General features: G+C 31.1%; 16 protein-coding genes and 2 pseudogenes. 10 read left to right on the top strand and 8 right to left on the bottom strand.

Annotated features, from left to right (window positions below):
• Positions 1-3 precede the first annotated feature (3 nt).
• The 3 genes and pseudogenes from GOQ17_RS03170 to GOQ17_RS16640 all read left to right on the top strand — a co-directional run.
• Positions 4-813, top strand: a complete 810-nt coding sequence (locus tag GOQ17_RS03170; protein ID WP_159634666.1) for a DUF4099 domain-containing protein — start codon at positions 4-6, stop codon at positions 811-813.
• Between the two features lie 264 nt (positions 814-1,077).
• Positions 1,078-1,299, top strand: coding sequence for a hypothetical protein (locus GOQ17_RS16320; protein WP_236537031.1), 222 nt, complete (start codon positions 1,078-1,080; stop codon positions 1,297-1,299).
• A 72-nt stretch (positions 1,300-1,371) separates the two neighbouring features.
• A pseudogene (locus tag GOQ17_RS16640) lies at positions 1,372-1,614 on the top strand (IS256 family transposase); the annotation flags it as partial.
• A gap of 122 nt (positions 1,615-1,736) precedes the next feature.
• Here the strand turns inward: GOQ17_RS16640 and GOQ17_RS03160 are convergent.
• The gene (locus GOQ17_RS03160) at positions 1,737-2,804 is read right to left on the bottom strand and encodes a CNNM domain-containing protein (RefSeq protein ID WP_159634663.1); all 1,068 of its coding nucleotides are present in this window, start codon (positions 2,802-2,804) and stop codon (positions 1,737-1,739) included.
• Positions 2,805-3,116: 312 nt separating this feature from the next.
• Here GOQ17_RS03160 and tnpB point away from each other — a divergent pair, with 312 nt between their 5' ends.
• From tnpB to GOQ17_RS03145, 3 genes and pseudogenes are all read left to right on the top strand, one after another.
• A complete protein-coding gene (gene tnpB / locus GOQ17_RS16310; protein ID WP_159634659.1) occupies positions 3,117-3,428 on the top strand; it encodes an IS66 family insertion sequence element accessory protein TnpB in 312 nt (103 codons plus the stop codon).
• Positions 3,429-3,543: 115 nt separating this feature from the next.
• Positions 3,544-4,537 (top strand): annotated as a pseudogene (locus GOQ17_RS03150) (IS66 family transposase).
• A 198-nt stretch (positions 4,538-4,735) separates the two neighbouring features.
• The gene (locus tag GOQ17_RS03145; RefSeq protein WP_236537029.1) at positions 4,736-4,951 is read left to right on the top strand and encodes a hypothetical protein; all 216 of its coding nucleotides are present in this window, start codon (positions 4,736-4,738) and stop codon (positions 4,949-4,951) included.
• A gap of 420 nt (positions 4,952-5,371) precedes the next feature.
• Here GOQ17_RS03145 and GOQ17_RS03140 read toward each other — a convergent pair whose 3' ends face one another.
• From GOQ17_RS03140 to GOQ17_RS03130, 3 genes are all read right to left on the bottom strand, one after another.
• Positions 5,372-5,563 carry a cold-shock protein gene (locus tag GOQ17_RS03140; protein ID WP_159635053.1) on the bottom strand — a complete coding sequence of 64 codons (192 nt, stop codon included), beginning with the start codon at positions 5,561-5,563 and terminating at the stop codon, positions 5,372-5,374.
• Positions 5,564-5,836: 273 nt separating this feature from the next.
• On the bottom strand, positions 5,837-6,898 hold the full coding sequence (locus tag GOQ17_RS03135) for a fatty acid desaturase family protein (protein ID WP_159634655.1): 1,062 nt from the start codon (positions 6,896-6,898) through the stop codon (positions 5,837-5,839).
• A gap of 91 nt (positions 6,899-6,989) precedes the next feature.
• The gene (locus tag GOQ17_RS03130) at positions 6,990-7,898 is read right to left on the bottom strand and encodes an IS982 family transposase (protein ID WP_159634653.1); all 909 of its coding nucleotides are present in this window, start codon (positions 7,896-7,898) and stop codon (positions 6,990-6,992) included.
• Positions 7,899-8,267: 369 nt separating this feature from the next.
• Here GOQ17_RS03130 and GOQ17_RS03125 point away from each other — a divergent pair, with 369 nt between their 5' ends.
• Both GOQ17_RS03125 and GOQ17_RS03120 read left to right on the top strand, forming a co-directional pair.
• Positions 8,268-8,444, top strand: a complete 177-nt coding sequence (locus GOQ17_RS03125) for a hypothetical protein (protein ID WP_159634651.1) — start codon at positions 8,268-8,270, stop codon at positions 8,442-8,444.
• 9 nt (positions 8,445-8,453) lie between these two features.
• Positions 8,454-10,211, top strand: a complete 1,758-nt coding sequence (locus tag GOQ17_RS03120; protein ID WP_159634649.1) for a hypothetical protein — start codon at positions 8,454-8,456, stop codon at positions 10,209-10,211.
• Positions 10,212-10,545: 334 nt separating this feature from the next.
• Here the strand turns inward: GOQ17_RS03120 and fbp are convergent, their stop codons facing one another.
• The 4 genes from fbp to GOQ17_RS03100 all read right to left on the bottom strand — a co-directional run bounded on the left by fbp (position 10,546) and on the right by GOQ17_RS03100 (position 16,429).
• Positions 10,546-11,559, bottom strand: a complete 1,014-nt coding sequence (fbp, locus tag GOQ17_RS03115; RefSeq protein ID WP_236537028.1) for a class 1 fructose-bisphosphatase — start codon at positions 11,557-11,559, stop codon at positions 10,546-10,548.
• Positions 11,560-11,569: 10 nt separating this feature from the next.
• Positions 11,570-13,054: a glyceraldehyde-3-phosphate dehydrogenase gene (locus GOQ17_RS03110; RefSeq protein ID WP_159634647.1), complete on the bottom strand. Its 1,485-nt coding sequence runs from the start codon at positions 13,052-13,054 to the stop codon at positions 11,570-11,572.
• Between the two features lie 594 nt (positions 13,055-13,648).
• Positions 13,649-15,394, bottom strand: coding sequence for an SWIM zinc finger family protein (locus GOQ17_RS03105; protein WP_159634645.1), 1,746 nt, complete (start codon positions 15,392-15,394; stop codon positions 13,649-13,651).
• Positions 15,395-16,072: 678 nt separating this feature from the next.
• On the bottom strand, positions 16,073-16,429 hold the full coding sequence (locus GOQ17_RS03100; protein ID WP_159634643.1) for a VOC family protein: 357 nt from the start codon (positions 16,427-16,429) through the stop codon (positions 16,073-16,075).
• A 399-nt stretch (positions 16,430-16,828) separates the two neighbouring features.
• Between GOQ17_RS03100 and GOQ17_RS03095 the strand changes: the two genes are divergently transcribed.
• Together GOQ17_RS03095 and GOQ17_RS03090 are read left to right on the top strand one after the other, a co-directional pair.
• The gene (locus GOQ17_RS03095; protein WP_159634641.1) at positions 16,829-18,052 is read left to right on the top strand and encodes an aminotransferase class I/II-fold pyridoxal phosphate-dependent enzyme; all 1,224 of its coding nucleotides are present in this window, start codon (positions 16,829-16,831) and stop codon (positions 18,050-18,052) included.
• A 13-nt stretch (positions 18,053-18,065) separates the two neighbouring features.
• Positions 18,066-18,704, top strand: coding sequence for a TetR/AcrR family transcriptional regulator (locus tag GOQ17_RS03090; RefSeq protein WP_159634639.1), 639 nt, complete (start codon positions 18,066-18,068; stop codon positions 18,702-18,704).
• Positions 18,705-18,807: the final 103 nt, after the last annotated feature.

Below are 18,807 nucleotides of genomic sequence, written 5' to 3'. Positions count from 1 at the left end.
ATTATGGAAAACACAAAAAATAAAATGGAAACTCTTCCCTTAGAGGATTTAGAAAAATTAGGCTTATATAGAGATGGAGACTTAAAATTAAAACCTGAAGATATTGAGTCTTTACTCTCAGGCCGACGGACTGATATGGTTAGTCTCCAGGGGTTGCAGGTTGAGGGCATCGAAATTGATAAACTCGATGCCAAACTTTCACTATATCGTGATGAGCTAGACAACATTACTCTACAGATTCACCCCATTTATAATAAGCCACAAAAACACCCCCTACTAACAACATTGGAAAATGAGGCTCTTATTTCTGGAGAGGTGAACGTAATAAGTAAATTACATAAAACCAAAGATGATAACATTATTACCGTTAACATCGAATACGATAAACAAACCAAAGATTTTGTATCCTATGACCCTAATAGATTACCACAAATAATTGAAGTTAATGGTTTGCCATTATCTGCTTCACAGCAAGAGGATTTTAAAAAAGGTAAACTTATTGAATTAGAAGATGGTACAAAGTTCCAACATTCAGCCACCGATAGTCAAGGAATACTCTCGGATAGAAAAAGGTTAATCCTTTCTGTACTAATTGATGGAGGATTGTCCTATCTTATTTTTAGAGAATTAAAAAATCTAAGAGATAATATGCATAAGCAGACTGAGGGCTTGACAAAAAACTACAATGAAACTCTTGCAAAACTAATTATGGAAAATAAAGATAGTTTAGATAAACAAACTACAGTTAAGGATTATCAGGCTCAATTGAATAACAATACTCATAATGACTCATACAGATATCCCTCGAGATGAGTAAACCTTCATCAGAGGTGTCTAAATTAGACAAAAAAAAGAGGATGTGAGACTGTAAAATAATCTGTCGTACGTTTTAATTAGAATTATTAAATTCAAATTAACACATGGAACAAGAACGATAAACTGTTAGTAGAAAATACCGTTTGACACGTTTTGTCCCATGCGTTTTAACATCTCAAACTTTAATAATTCGGTAAGCAAAAAGCCTGTGTATGCGACGACAGTTATCAGAGATGTTGATTTATAATCTAATTATAACTTATGAAAGTTATTGGGATCGACATTGCAAAGGAAACATTTGTTGTCGCTTATTGCGGATCAATAGAATCTAAAATAGCGAAATTTACCAACGACGTAAAAGGTATCAAAAACTTATTTCCACCTTCGAACATTCCGAACTCCATTACGCAATGCAATCTACTGGGAATTATGGGACACTTCTTCTTTACATGCTTTGTAACCGCGGAATTGCGACCACTTTGATCAATATTAAACCAGTCAAGCATTTTGCGAGAATGATAATGTATAATATTAAGTGCGATCAGGTCATTTTGATATGATAAATCTATCCGAAAATTGATCGACATTACCAAAATTATTGAAGGTTTCCATCGTTAGGTTCGTAAAGTAACCAAGACAAAGGGCTCATTTACCTCGGATATGGCACTAACGAAACTGATTTATCTAGCACATAAAAATATTATGAAGAAATGGACGATGCCACTAGCAAATTGGGGAACCACTGCACAGAAATTAGCAATTTGGTTTCCAGGAAGAATGGTGTTAGATTTGCAGTAAACAAACATGTTCAATTACCGCCCCGCGTGGCGGTAATTGAACATGTGACACAGTCTATTTTAGACTCCCATTGATAGATTTAATCTCGGTTTGATCCATAAGGGCATCCATTATTCAAGCATTTATAAATTTTTTAATTGTTCATCTGTATTTAAAAATTCATATTTTTTTTGCTTCTCCTGCCATCTTTTCATAGCATATTTTTGCATATCATCAATTTTGTCCTTTTCATCTAATATTTCAAAACCTAAAAGTGATTCTATAATATCTTCTAAGGTAGTAATTCCATCCATTCCCCCATATTCATCGGTAATAAGAGATATGTGTTCTTTCTTTATTAATAATTCTTCCCAAGCTTCAAAGAGTGTTTTAGTTTCAGGAAATGTAACTATATTTCTTTTTAAATCCTTCAACTTTAATGTAAATTGATCTTCAGCTAATTTTTCAAACACCTGTTCTCTAAATATATAACCAGTTATATTGTCTCTGTTTTCTTTATAAATTGGTATACGCGAAAAATGAAGAAATTCTTTATTCTGTAGAAATTCCTTTAATGTCATTTCTTCATCTGCAGTAACAACAACTATTCTAGGAGTCATTACATCCCTAATTTTGATGGTTTTTAATTTAATAAGATTTTGAATAATTTTATTTTCTTTATCAGCAAAAATTCCCTCTTGAGTACCTATACTTGCTAACGCTGATATTTCTTCTCTACTAGTTGTTAGTTGGGACTTATCTCTTGATAATAATTTAGTCAAAATAGAAGACAACCATACCAAAGGATAAGTTATTATTATCATAATTTTAATTGTCTTTGCTGCAAATCCGATTAATTCTTTACTATAATTAGAGCCAAGAGTTTTTGGAATAATTTCAGTCAACACTAATATTAAAATAGTTAACACAGCGGAAACAATTCCAAAATAAGCTTCACCAAAAACTAAGTTTGCTTGAGCGCCAACGCCTGCTGCACCTACTGTATGTGCAACAGTGTTTAAAGACAAAATTGCTGATAATGGTTTATCTATGTCATTTTTCAAATTAACCATATCAACCGCAGATTTATCTCCCATTTGTTGTCTTGATTTCAAGTACGAGATTGGAGTTGAAAGTAAGACTGCTTCCATTATCGAACAAATGAATGAAATAAATAATGCTGTAAATAAATATACTAAGAGTAACGTCATGAATTTGATAAAATATTTTTCACCAAATTAATGTTAAATTATTATTTATTTGTAATTATTATATCAAATTGTATTAACGTATATTAAATATGATATAATTCACTGTAAAGAAAGGAAATGTTCTACTATAAGTATATCAAGAACTACTTAAATAAGTTTAGAAATACTTGAGAGGTGTAAACCGAAAAAGACAAAAAAAGGAGTGGATAACAACAGTTTGGTGCTCCTTTTTTCGTGTCTTAAAGTAGGCTATAAGGAATACCAAAATGCTTTCCACTCAACAAAAATACACAATTCAGTTGCTATTCAGGTTTGTATGACATTATTCTTCCAAAAGACAACCTGCTTCGAAAATTCAACGATCTTATCCAATTTAGTTTTATTTATAAGGATGGGCATTGCGACATGCGGAAATCATTTGATGGGCTTTGTGGTCTTATCATTTCGGTGATGCAACGTCAGCCGACCAGTGGTGAAGTGTTCGTTTTCTTGAACCGTAGCCGCACCCATATAAAGCTGTTGCACTGGGAGCACGGCGGCTTTGTTTTGTACTACAAACGTCTAGAGAGTGGTACTTTTGGTACATCTGCACTTAATAAGGTGAGCTATCGTGGAGCGATCTAGTATTGCTCATTGAGGGGGTTCAGATTGTAAAAAGTATACAGAAATAACGCTATTCGTCGCCGTAAAAACAGGCTTTTTGATTGCAAGAACGTAGAAAAAAACGTATCTTTATACTATGGAAACAGCACTGGAAAACCTTTCAAAAGAGGATCTTCTCAAGGTCATTTCCAGCCGTGATCAAGAACTGCTTGAACGTGATGAAAAGATAGATGAACTTTCTCAAGAACGAGACATGTTAAAAGCACAGGTTGACATGCTTCGACGGATGCAATTCGGTCAAAAGCGTGAACGCTTTGAAGGTGACCCCTGTCAAACTTCTCTGCCATTTGAAGCTGAATCTGCTGATATAGAACAGCAGCAAGAAGATATCAAAGAAAAAATTGAATATACTCGCAAACGTCCAAACCACAAAGGATGAGCGAAACTTCCCGCACATCTTCCTGTAGAAGAAATTGAGATTCACCCAAAAGGCGATTTGTCGGAGATAGTTTGCATCGGTAAAGAAATTACTGAAGAACTCGAGTGTGAACCTGCTAAGTTGTTAAACATTTAGCCTGCTGGGCTCATACGAGACGTGAACTAGAAAGGGGGTTGGATAGTGATCGCCCACGGGCAGAGAAAGCGCTTCTTATGATCCAAAAATTATATGCTATAGAAAGGCAAGCTAAGCAACAGCAGTTATCCGCAGAACAGACCAAGGAACTGCGACTTGAGAAATCGCTCCCCGTTATCAACGAATTGGGGAAATGGATCTTTCAGGAGATAAAGAATACGTTACCTAAAAGTCAGATCGGAAAAGCAATGACTTATGCATACACCAGATGGGATGCGCTCTCAGCGTAATTATATGATGGAAATCTACAGATTGATACAAATCAATGCGAAAATGCAATTAGGCCTTGCTGTTTAGGACTCCGAAACTATTTATTTGCAGGTAGCCATGAGGCTGCACAGCGCGCTGCTATGATCTACTCGTTCTTTGCTATCTGTAAAAAACATGATGTAAACCCATTTCAGTGGTTAAAATATACCCTACAGAATATAGCTTCAATAAATCATAAAACCTTAAGGATCTATATCCACAGAACTATAAGAAGATTATTCAGTAGTCAAATATGTAGTTCGTAGGGCGGATACTTCTGTACGACTTGTTACCATTGTATCTCAAAATAAAATGTATAAAATCAAAATATTAATATTCAAAGGGGTACGAGCCAGAGATGTTTAAATATAAATTCAAGATAATCAATAATAAACATTAAGTTTATATATAATTAATTATAAATAATATGGGATGTTTTAAACCAGTGATCATAGAAACAGATGTAGTTCATGATGGTAAAGGTGTAGATAAAGAGTATATGATTGCAAGAGTCAAAATTGATTTCCATTTTATTGGATTGCTCGATGATTATAAAAACTCTGATGGCTCTATAAATGAGCAAAAGTTTAAAGATGATTTTTTAACGGGATTTAATAAATATGAGCATGGATTCCCTGTAAACGAACGTAATATGGATTAGTCGTAGCTCTTTAATACTTTTTATAGTTTACAGGACATTGAATAATGCCGTACTAACAACCATAAATACTATTCATGTAAGAATAAGTACATTAAATCAAAAATATTATAAAAATGTACGGACGTGCAGGATTTCAGTTGTTGAGGAAAATGACACCTACACAATGAGCGTAATTTATCAAAATTGACGAGGAACCACATTCTTTGGAATAATGATTCTGTATTAATAAAAAAGGTATTAAATCTTTAAATGAATCGTGACTATGAATAAAATATCTGTACAAAGATCCGATTATTTATAATCAACTCTACAACTTTGTACATGATGCTCGTAAAATTTGTTTAAGACATTACTTATATGAAAATAAAAAAGCTAAAACAAATTCGTTTTAGCTTTAATAAATTAAAATAAATAGTATTGTTACGCTATACGCACGTTAGTCGCGTTTAGCCCGTTTCTTCCTTGTTCGACATTAAAAGTAACATTATCATTTTGTCTGATATTGTCCATTAAACCAGTATTGTGTACGAATAAATCTTGACCACCATCATTAGGTGTTATAAAACCAAAACCTTTTGTCTCGTTGAAGAATTTTACTGTTCCTTGTTGCATTTGTAATGTATTAAATAAAAAAAATTGTTGAGGCATAAAGCCATCCTTTTCAAGAATTTTAAATCTTGAATAACCATTTAGTTAACAAACGTGAATAATAATTATTAGAGTTTGAAGGAGTACAAAGTCAAGTATTTATTACATCAAATGTGATGATAACATAGCGACTGAAAAGCAAAGACTAAAAATTGAAAAGAATACTGATCGTTCTTAGGTTTAGCGTGGCAGAGCCTGATTATACACAAATATAATAAATTAAAATAAAAAATTTATTTATTTAGACATACTATTAATAACATTGATATGCGAATTAAATGCCGCAAAAAATGTTGGATATTCATTATATTTTACACTATAAGCTAAACATTCTGTTTTTAATATTTCATTGATTTTTGGATAATGAATGTGACTTATTTTAGGAAATAAATGATGCTCAACTTGAAAATTCAGTCCACCTAAAAGCCATGTAAGAGTTTTGCTTTTTGTAGCAAAATTTGCAGTTGATTGCAACTGATGAATCATCCATTCTTCCTCAACCTTGTAATTATCTATTGTTTTAAATTCTGTTTCATCTACAACATGTGCTAATTGAAAGACTGTTGCTAAACAAATGCCACATACTATACTAGATATTAATAAACCAATCATTGCTGGTAGAAATCCAACCACTATAATAGGAACAGTTATGAAAATTTGAAAATGTAAAAACTTACTAATCCAGAAAATGATTTTCTCTTTTAAAGGAAATGCTATGGTATCAGATGTCTTACTCAATCGCTGTCTAAAATATTTTTCATAATCTTGATAAAAGATCCACGCTAAATATGAAATTGAATACAAAATCATGAAATAGAAAAGTTGATATTTATGGTGCTTTTCTAGTGGTTGATCATGATGAATTCTCATAAATTTAATTTCAATATCATGGTCTTCCCCATTAATATTAGTAAATGTATGATGAGCAATATTATGCTTAAGTTTCCATAAATAGATATTTCCACCAAGAAGATTTAAGGAATAAGACAATATCGTGTTAATTTTTTTATTTTCCGAAAATGAATTATGACCAGCATCATGCATAATATTGAAACCAATTGCCGCAAAATTAACTCCTAGAACTATGCATAATAAAACACTTATTATCCAGTGAGGCTGTAAAAAAATTAAAATTGAATATATTAAAACAAGACTTGACAATAATATAATAGCTTTCAAAATAAGTTTTCTATTACCACTCTTTTTTATTAAATCTTGTTGAAAAGATTGATTGATTTTTAACTTGAGGGATTTTGAGAATAATGCATTTACATTATTGAATTTTACTTGGGTATTCATTGAGTGGTATTCGTATTAAATTAAAGGGTATTTATAATGTAATATACGAAATAATAATGAAATATAAAATATTATTTAACGTGAGTTCGGTTTAAGCAGCAAGGAATAATTGATTTTCTTGCTGTTCAAATTGAATATTTAATGAAGGTTTTTTAGGGAAGAAAGCATAAGCGGCTAATGCTCCTAAAATATTCAATAAAAAGTTACTTACAGACCTATGTCTTGTATGTTGTAGCTTACAAATGTTTTTAAGTTCATCATTGACACATTCAATAATTGCTCGCTTTCTGAGCATTATTTTATCCGTTTGACTAAGGTTTATTCCTTTCATATTTTTTCTTGGTTTGGTCACCATTTGTACTCCGTTTCCCCATAATATATCGGCCATTGCTTTTGAAATATATCCCTTATCCCCATAGAGTTTACCAAAAATATCTTTAGTCATATCCATCATATGTTTTAGATTTCTGTCATCTACATTCCCCTTTGTGAGATAAAAAGACAATATTTCACCTTTATCATTGATGATCAGGTGCAGCTTGAAGCCATAAAACCAGCCAATGGAGCACTGACCTCGTTCTGCAGTTCCCTTAAAGACTTTGTGCTGATGTATCCTTCTATTATGACATACTTTGATATGCGTAGAATCTATAAAATTGACACCTTCACTTTTGCCAAGACAGCACATCTTAACAAACAACATAAAGGTGACGGCACACCTAGGCTGGAGTTCAACGAATCTATTGTAGGAGGTCAGTCCAGGAAAGAGATCCTTTAGATGCGGCAGTGCATAATGAACATAGAATGACATAAGATTAGTAAATTGACCTGAATGAAAAAGAACCATCAAGCTGATTATTTCGCTATCACAAAGACCTGTTTTTCTATTGCGATTACCCAGTTTTCTGTCTTCAATACGATTTTCTTCAAGAAGGGGTTGAATTTCTTTGTAGAAATCATCGACCTTAACAAAAATTTCTATAACTTTATCTCTTACCATAAGGCTTGATTTATATTTACAACAATTTGATTGTCAACTAATTGTATGCATAAATCAAGCCTTTTTTTGTTGGAATAATATATAAATTTCACTTTTTTCTTATCCCGAACTCACGTTATTTTAGGAAATTTCAATCTTTTTGAATTTTACCGCCTCGCATAAATAGGACAAATCAAGTAAATTCAATTATTATCATCATTAAAAATTTTGCACTCTCTAAATGATCTTTTTTATGCGTATCCGGCAAAATCTATTATTGATGTAGTGTTATATTTACAAGTACGACAATATATGTCCGATTAGTTATACTAAATGATAAACTATAAGATAACTTTGTGCTCATTAGTCATTAATAAATAAAACAAAATTATGAAGAAATATAACGCACCAAAGTTACATGTTTATATCATTCAAGTTGAGAATGGTATTGCTAGTACTTCAAATGCTAGAATAGGAATAGATCCTTCATCAAACACTGTTGATGTAGAGGATTGGCAGTTTAGTGATGGATTTGAGACGAATGATTTCGTTATTGGTAGCAATTAAAATCGTGTTATGAGAACCAATTGGACAAAAATAAAGTATTTGATACAAGGCAAAAATTTAATTAATTTGTTTTTGATATCTAGCCTATTAGTTTTAGGTGGGTGTAAAAAGTCAGATGATACATCAACCAATCCAGAAATAGGAGACCCAAATAAAGTAGATTTTGTTATTAGTCTAGATGGCATTGAAGAACAGCTGGATCTATCAGCCAATAGCAAAATGGATGTAGCAAATGCTTCTAACGCCGAAGAAGAAATCTATGATTTAGAAGAGAGTGGAATAAGATATTCTACATCGTTTGATAAGGTAAGTTACTCAGAAAGTACCTCTATAAAAGATAAACTAAACTCCAAGTATTCAAACATAGAAAAATCAGCAGTATCTAATTTAGGTACTAATATTAGGTATAGATTTATATTATTTGAAGTTGTTAATAATAATATGGTATATGTAGCACACAAAGACTTGATTCGAGGTGCAACTTATAACACAACTGCATTTAATATTTTTAAGGGTAGAACCTATAAATGGGTAGCCTACTCATATAATACAACTGCTGATATCACTGATGCTATTGGTACAAACAATGTTTCTATTCAAACACCTGTTGATAAAGATTTACTATATGCAAATTCCACTACAGATATATTTTTCCCATTAGATAATACAACCAATGTTCCAGAAGCTAGAGTTAATATAAGATTCAAACACAGATTAGCTAGAGTTGCCATTACAGTGAAAGGAAATGAATTTCCTGCTGTATTAGAAAATTTCAATGTTCAATTAGCACCATCAAGTCAATCATATTTTAAATCAGGTACGTTAAACTTGGTTAATAATTCGATCAGCAATATTGCGAGTCAAAGTGTGTCATCTTTACCGTTTGTAAGTATCAACGCAGATTCAGCTCGTGTGGCTAATATGTATACTGCTGATTTTACAACACCATTATCAGATATTACAATACGTGTGAATTCTGTACGTTTAAGAGATATATTTACCTATCCTACGGGCACTTATCCTACTATAACTAATAGAGATTTCGTTATATCAGCTAAATCAAGTATTATACCTCAAGCAGGTGTAAGTTATGCACCAGCGTTAAACATTTTAAATACAGATGGGGCAAAATTCGGAAATTTAATTTGGGCAAGAGGGAATTTGACGTATAATCCAACTACAGGAAAATATTCCATACGAAAAAGTCCTTATACAGCTACTACTAGTGCAGAAAATGACTATTGGTTGTATAATTCCTTGACACCTTGGGATGCTAATATTACTTCAAGAACGCCTCAAAACGTTGCTAATTACGAGGTGTCTAAAGATCCGTGTCGTCAAATTCCAGGCGGCTGGAGATTACCTACTGGTGCCGAAATTTTGGCCTTAGGTGGTAACACGCGTTTGGCTTCAGATCGCTTTCAATCTACGAGATGGAGTACTTCTAATGGAGTATCTTGGGGATCACCAAGACCTAATTTAAACATTCAAGCTAACATGTATACATCATTTAGAGCTGAAGGAGGAGAATGGGTTTCTTTTTATAAATCTGGTCGTATTGATGTCAAGGGGTATACAAATAGAACTAACTATGCACAATGGGCTATTCTATTAGGTGATTCTGTGTGGTCAATGGTTTCCGATGGAGGTACTGGTGCGACTTCAGATATTCCAGAATTAGATAATGGACAGAATTATTTTAAAAATGGTGTTGATCCAGCTAAAGATCATAAAGTACAGGTAAGGTGTGTAAAACCTGTAATTTAATATCTAAAAAAGGGACAATATCTAATAATTATAAACTAACAAGCAGGATAAAATAGAATTTATCCTGCTTGTTAGTTTTACTCTTTTAAATCATTTAATGAAGAAGGTTATTTGAACATCCTTAGAATTGTTAGAATAATAATTTATTCTTTTTAACAAAGAATACTTATTGAATTTTCTCACGCTATGCTTCGCTTTAATTCTTTATTAATATTACTTCTTCCATAAAGTATTATTCTGCTCTAATAATAAAAGGTACAAAACTAAAAATATTGGATTCAATTTATATAGATTTGAAAATGGCCTAAATTAATAGGCCAAATTACCAATCTAACTAACAACTGTAAAACAAATGATTACTTATACTTTCATTTTTATAGAGATTTAATACATTCTTAACCATATTATAACTGCCCGCAATAAATGGGGTCTTCTGATGATGATTCGTACATTTTACATCTAGAATAGCTCCCATTCCGTCAATCGCTAATCCTCCGGCTTGTTCAATTATAAATGCAATTGGATTACACTCATACATTAACCTAAGCTTTCCTTTAGGATATTTTCGAGTGGATGGATATAGGAAAATTCCTCCATTAAATAATATCCGGTGTATGTCAGCTACCATAGAGCCAATATAACGGGCCTTGTATGGAAGCTTATTCTCCGCGTCTTCTTGTTTACAAAAATTTAAGTAATTGCGAATCTGGTAGGGGAAATCTTCACAATTCCCTTCATTTATAGAATAAGTACTTCCAGACTTGCTTATTCTAATTTTAGAATGAGTAAGCAGAAACTCTCCTAAATTCCTATCGTAGGTGAAACCATGTACCCCTTGACCAATTGTTAAAACTAACATCGTAGTCGTACCGTAAATTAAATATCCTGCAGCAACCTGTGATCTTCCCTTAATAAGCGAATTTTTTAAGTTAGGCCCCTTAGATGAATGATAAATTGAAAATATTGTTCCCACTGACACATTGGAATCAAGATTGGAGGTTCCATCTAAAGGATCGATGTATACATCAAAAGAACCCTTACATTCCAACGAACTCAATATTATCTTTTCCTCAACTTCCTCTGATACTAAATTCTTGCACAAATTACTTTCTTTTAACGTATCATAAAATATCTCATGTGATAAAGCGTCTAATTTATGTTGATTTTCACCATGGTGATTAATGGAAGTGCTAATTACAGGGGAACTGGTTAATGAATTATTCTCAATTTGTGTGCGTAATATTTTACCTGCAAAAGTAATATCTACTAAAATCTTAGCTAATTCTTTTGACAATTTATTATCCTGAATCTCTTGCCAAAAAAATTGATGTAATGTCTTTAACTTCATTATCTATAAATTAGGCATTATCCATCATGGTCGAAATCTCGATTTTATTAAAATCATAATTTTCCAATGATCCTTTAGCTACAGATTCTACAGATAACCATCTTGCGAAACTTAACACCTGCATACTATAACCATATTCGTTATCATACCAAACATATAATGTTAAAGTTTTGCCATCAGAAGAAATAGAAGTGGCGCAACCATCAACAATTCCAGCTGCAGCACGACCAATTATATCGGTAGAAACCAAATCTTCATCAAAGGAAATGTCAATTTGCTTATGTTTTATTGGTACCGAAGCAGCTTGAATTAATAACTGATGTATATTATTTATTGATGCTTCTTTATTTAAATCTAAAACAAGAATAGCTAAAGAACCATTTGCTATAGGTACGCGAACAGCATTAGAAGTTAATTTATTTTCCAACTGTGGTAAAATTTTAGATATTGCTTTGCCAGCTCCAGTTTCTGTAATAACCATATTCAAAGCAGCTGCCCTACCCCTTCTATTTTTTGTATGCATATTATCGACTAAATTTTGATCATTAGTATAGGCATGAATAGTTTCTAAATGTCCTTTTTCAATACCAAATTCAGTATCTAATAATTTTAAGAGCGGTGTAATAGCATTGGTAGTACACGATGCCGTCGAATATATATTTACATTATTGTTATGAATAATTTCATGATTAATTCCAAAAACAATATTAGGAATATCTTTTCCAGGGGCAGTAACTATAACATTTGATATTGCAGGTAAAGTTAAATGTTTAGATAACCCTTTAAAATCTCTATATTTCCCGGTATTATCAATTAATATTGCATCATTAATGCCATAATCATGATAATTTATAGCAGCGGGATCTTCAGCTTGTATAAATCGGATTTGTTGACCGTTTATAATTAAACTATTACTTGGAGCATCAATCTCTACTCTGGCACGATATAATCCGTGAATAGAATCCTTTTGTATTAAAGATGCACGCTTTTTTAGAAAATCAATATGTACTGGATCTCTTGTTACAACGGCTTTCAATTCCATATGTACCCGAAGTGCAGGATCTGTACATAACTCTCTTGCAAGAAGCCTACCTATACGACCAAATCCATATAATACAATTTGCTTTGGATTGTTATTACAATTCAATTGAATATACCATAATTTGGAAATTAATGCTTCCTTTGCAATAACCCCAGAACTTGTTATACTATCTTTAAGCAAACCAAGATCTATAACTCTAGGAAGTTCTGGTAACTGAATTAAGTCTTTAAGAATAGTTAAGATAATTTCTAAGCCTCCACTTTCTTGATTTAATTCCCCTTTATGATAGAATTTTAATAAGGAATCTATTTTTTCATCAACTAAGCTATGTCCATATAAAAGACAAAGTACATTACGGTCCTTCCATAAAATGTTAGCATATAAAGTTATTGTAAGACATTCATAACGCTGATTCTGATACTGATTCATACAGTTATCTAAATTGGTGCTCATTTATAATTGATTTAATTTTAGCCAAAAATAAAAGCTAAATAATTAAATCAAAAATGGATTTTATTAATTTAATAATATTTAACTCATTAAATTTAATATTTTTCAATTTTGACAACTAATATCATGCTAATAGTGTCATTTTTATAAAATAAAATGTTGAGATATATCAAATTAACAATCCATTAAATTAACTAACACACATTCTAAAAATGCAGATATGGAATTTCAAAATAGAAATTGCATATCTGCATTAATCCATTCATATCTTTTAAATTGAAGACACAAAATTATTTAATTTTACAGCTCCCTATAAACAGACATTTAATTTCTGAAAGAATATTCTGAATTATAAATACGTTTTAAAAAAAATAGCCATACTATCGATCGTAGCTGGCTTAAAATTGTGTGAAAAGGTAGAAAGATTGCTATACTGAAAATTAAATAACATAACAATGGAAGTCATATAACGGATAGTTTTAACCCAAAAAATAGATTTACACAAATCAAATTTTTAATATAATCAATTCTCCTCCAATGTAAATCATTGTAAGCTTTATTCAACAAAACCAATTTGAATAATACCTCCAATCGACTTTAAGATACATTTTTTATAAATTTTTCAATCTCATCGATCATTGCTGGACGACGCTTGAATTCATCTTTCCATGTTAACACCTGCTCTACAAGTTTTCGCCTACCTGAAGGTATATCCAAATAAATCATATTAACATATTTTAAAAGTTTTTTATACGCATTTCTATCTGTGGCTATATCGGCTTCTATAATAAGCAAGTTTAAATATAAATCAACTAACTCATTTGGATAGAGCTTACACAGAATTGGGTGATATTGAAGGACTATATCCAAATTATTTTGTTTACTAATAAGATCCATTAATTGATCATACATCTGTTCTTCTACAAATATTGGCCCTAAACTACTTAATAGTGCATATTCCGGCATTCGTAAGTAAATTTTTATGGATTCTTGCTCTTTTAAGACTTTATCATAAATTACAGATATTTTCTTACGAATAACCCTTTGCCATTCCTCTTGGGAAAATGTAAGTTTCCATTTTTGATAATAATGTTTATCAAATGAAAAAGAAAAAGCAAATTCTTCTAAAAATTTGCGAACAGCAACTACATCTCCTTCTATTTCCGCAATAGTTAGCAAATATTTATTCCATTGCTTTTCCAATCCTAAAAGATGACCTTTTTGTGCTAATGATATTCCTTCATTAATAAGTTGTTTTGCAGCATTAAAATTCTCATCATCAATATATTGAATTACTAGAATCGATCTTATTTTTGGTAAATGTAGATTTTTTTGGATTAACTCAACCGCATCTACATGGTATTCATGTTGTTTAAGGAAGTTTACCAATGTAGATAAAAAATATTCATATTTAAATGAATTTTTATCGTGTTCTGAACACTTCACCATGAATTTAGCTAATTCAATAAAATCATTACCTCGATTAAGTTCCGATGAAAGAAGATAGAATAATTCCATTAAGGAATATCCAACATCACTATTTTCAAAATAGATTGAGTTTTGAAGTTCACTTTTTAAATAATCTGCAATGTTTTCTTTTAAGGGCACTGGCGATTGTTGGGTAATCTCAATAAAAGAATCTACTACTCCACTTATTACCTCATTTAATACCCCATAACTATCATCAGAATAGCTTTGAATAGGAATGGTTTCTTCTATAAAAGCTTTACAGAACTTAACAGCATCTAAAAGATTTCCCTTTGTTAAATACTGCTGAAGTTGTTTAGTAATCTTATGCAATTCTTGGGCTAGCACTTTACTTGAACTATAATTAAGATAGTTCCACTTTATATATTTCTTTATTACCGTTCTTATTTGCGAACTAACTAATTTCTCTACATCAAAATTTTCATCTTTATCTGCAAAGTAAATTTCAAAATCAGATTTAAACGTTTTATTGACTTTACCGTAATGCTCTATAAAATCACGAAGCTCTTTATCAGAAATTTTAACTAGAAATTTTTTCAATGTTAACTTTCTAGATTTGGTAATTGAGGTTGTACTTGGATAATTTTTGAGCAAACCCTTTTTTTCACTTATAGCAAATAAAACCGCTACAACATGCTTACAGGTGAAGTTATCTTTACAATCACATGAAGCTTCCCTAATTTTAAAATTTTCAACCATCACCTCGACTATATATTCCTCCTTGCCCATAACCGAAGAACACCAGTATATATCGTCAAATTCCTCTAAATCAACCACACGATTCTCTAAATAATATGCTTTACCTTTATCTATAATTGATGGTTCGATTGTTTTTTGAAAGGTTTTTAAATTCATTTGTTAAAGGGCATTTTTGGTTTCAACTTCCAATTGAGTAAAGATTTATAAAAATAATAATATATCAAAAAATTAATTTAAACCTTCCCCGTTTTGGTTAATGATTTATATAAAGCACATAAAATTCTTTTCAAATCTTTGCGCTTATCATCGTGAAAAAATTTCCAAAACGGGGAATTCTACCATGGATATACAAAAAAAATTGCGAGAATGATTATAGATGTACAACAATGAAAGGCCACATTAATCTTTAGGTCAATTAACGCCTACAGAATTCCTATTTTAATATGAAAAACTCTCCAAGTTTCCCACATTCCAACAGGATAACAATAACAATTTTGACTGGATTTTTTTAGTTTTAGATATAACTAGCTAGGGTAAGATTACATTATTCAATAATTTTTAAGATTACAGTGCTATTAAAATGAATCTTTAAAATGTAATTAAAAAAATAATAATTCTACCTAAGGCTATCTAGTTTGTAATTATCTGATATCACTTATCTAAAAAATAAGTACCAGAGTAGGGAGCTCTGGTACCTTTTTAAACTATATTACCAATTGTTGAACACGTAGTTTTTTTGTAACTTAATTATTTAGTACATTAATTAAGTTTATAATACCCTATGTATCGTGAATTAATATCTTAATAATAACTTCTAGTTTACTTTACAAACAACTATTTATATGAAGGATCATCTATCAAACATAATATATGTCCAAAAGGATTCTTAACACGTGCTATCGTTATTTCTCCTCCTAATTGATAGGGTTTTTGTATAACATTGGCTCCTAATGATATAAAACGGTTAAATATAGTAGCAATATCCTTTACAACCACATAAGCTATATTTTTACGCCTTTTATCTGCATTATCAATTAAATCCTGATATAATGCTATATCATATCCTCCAAATTTAAAACAAGTATATTCAGAGTCGATACGATACGGAGGAGAGCTAAATGCTTTTTCAAACCATTTAATAGCTTCTTTAAACTCCTTATCATTTTTAGTCTTTAATGGTAGCTTAATCATAATCTTAAAAGTTTATTACTAAATATTTAACCCCTACACATATATCAATTTATTACCACAATTATGCCCTGAACTAAAATAAATTTTGTTTGTATTTTATACGTACTGCTAGTGCTATTTTACATGTACTTAAAAAATATAACGATAGAGTTGTTCACTCTTTTAATAAGCATGCTTATACATATTTTATAAGATCCTTTATTTACTTATTTATTGAGTCTTGTCTTATAAACTATAACAAAAAAGTATCCTAAAAAAAAGAATAAACTAGCCGTATTTAATTTTTTTCCTTTATTTTAGGCATTAATCCGAATTTATTAATCTACCAAGGAATCGTTATAAATACTGCGCTAAATTAAGACAGCTTTTATAAAAAACCGGTGACATATTTTTCCACATATGAATTTTAATAATAAAACTTTCAAAGACTTTGAAAATATTCAAGATCTTGACATAAATGGAAGATCAGAAATCTTTTCTGACTATCTGTCTTATGTAAAATATGATGATCAACAAACCTATAGGGTGATTGCCACAAGTGGCTGCAATTCAAAAATTAAACTGGAAAGTGAATTGGGCGAGGAATTCATTAGTTATGTCTCTAATGACTACTTAGGATTCACACAGCATCCTGAAGTAAAAAGAGCTGCTATTGAAGGGATTTCAAAATATGGTACTGGAGCCGGAGCATCTCCTTTAATAGGTGGATTCTTTGATTATCATAAACTACTTGAAGCGAAAATTGCTTCCTTCTTCGGTTACAATAGTGATTCTTCAGTTATTTATACAACAGGATATACTGCAAACAGCGCTTCTCTTTTAGCCTTATTACAAAAAGAAGATGTAGCTATATTAGATAGCGGAGTTCACACCTCAGTTCACGAAGGATGTATACTTACAAATAAAAAAACATTTCCTCACAACAATTTAGAGGCTTTAGAAAGAATACTTCTGCAATATCAAGATAAATTTAGAACCAAAATGGTAGTTGTTGATGGAGTATATTCTCAAGATGGAGATACTGCTCCTCTCAAAGAAATATTGTTTTTATGTAGAAAATATGGAGCATATTTAATGGTTGATGATGCTCATGGTATTGGAGTAACAGGAAAAACAGGTAGAGGAGTTTTAGAACGTGATAATATTATAAAGGATGTTGACTTTATAACAGGTACTTTTAGCAAAGCTTTTGGTAATATTGGTGGATTTGTGGTTTGTAATTCTAAAAATGCAAAATTCTTAAAGTTTCAGGCAAAACAACAAATTTTTTCTGCTACTGCAGGTGCCTCTACGCTTGGCATCATAAAAGCTATTGAGTTAATTGATGACGAGCCAAAATGGTTACAACAACTTCAAGATAACATTAAATATTTTAGTTTGGGTCTACGTAAGATAGGTATAGATATAGGGGAAAGAGAATCAGCTATTTTTCCTATCAAAATTGGAGAAGATGAGAGAACACTAAATATTAGTAAAGAGCTAATGAAAAAAGGTGTTTATACAAACCCAATATTATATCCTGCAGTTTCTAGAGGAGATTCCCGCATACGCATGAGCTTATCTGCGGTTCATAGTAAAGATGAAATGGATTATACAATTTCTGTACTTTCACAGCTAATTTAATAGGTTTAAAATTATGCGAAAATCTGTAGATGGTGAGATTCGTAATAAAGAACGTACGAAAGAAAAGTTGATCGAAGCAGTTGGTGAAATCCTAATCAATGAAGGATATACTAAACTTGGCATTAACAACATTGCAAGAAAAGCATTGGTTGACAAACAACTAATTTATCGCTATTTTGGAGGGATAGACGAATTGTTAGCTAGCTACTTTCGAAAAAGAGATTTTTGGACACAATTAAGTGAAGGAGCTTTTGAAAATATAGATCTTAGCTTCCAAGACAATGGTAAAAAATTAGCCTCCGAGTTTTTGATTCATCTTTTTGATAACTTATATAATTTTGAAGAAGCTCGAAAAATATTAATTTGGGAAATTTCGGAAAAGAGTGAACATTTAAAAAAATTAAGCATAGAAAGAGAATTATTAGGCAAAGATTTGTTTGCGCAAACAGACGAATATTTTAAAGACACCAATATAAATCTACGCGCTTGCTATGCAATTTTACTTTCAGGGGTATACTATCTTACACTTCATTCAAAATCGATAGGAGGCGAATTCTGTGAGATAGATATCAATACCGAAAATGGTCAAAAAGAGATGAAAAAAGCAATTTTTGATATAATTGAAATGATATTTAACTCTCCAAATAAATAGTTATAAAGGTATACACGTTAAAAAAATGACCGAGTAATTATTTATGTCACTCGGTCATTTTAGCAATTTATTTTTAGTAAACTATCCACACAAAAATTTACTT

This window comes from Sphingobacterium composti (assembly GCF_009829075.1).
GTDB classification, from domain to species: Bacteria; Bacteroidota; Bacteroidia; order Sphingobacteriales; family Sphingobacteriaceae; genus Sphingobacterium; species Sphingobacterium composti.
The sequence above is the reverse complement of the archived record's forward strand: the minus strand, read 5'-3'. Positions and strand labels throughout refer to the sequence as shown.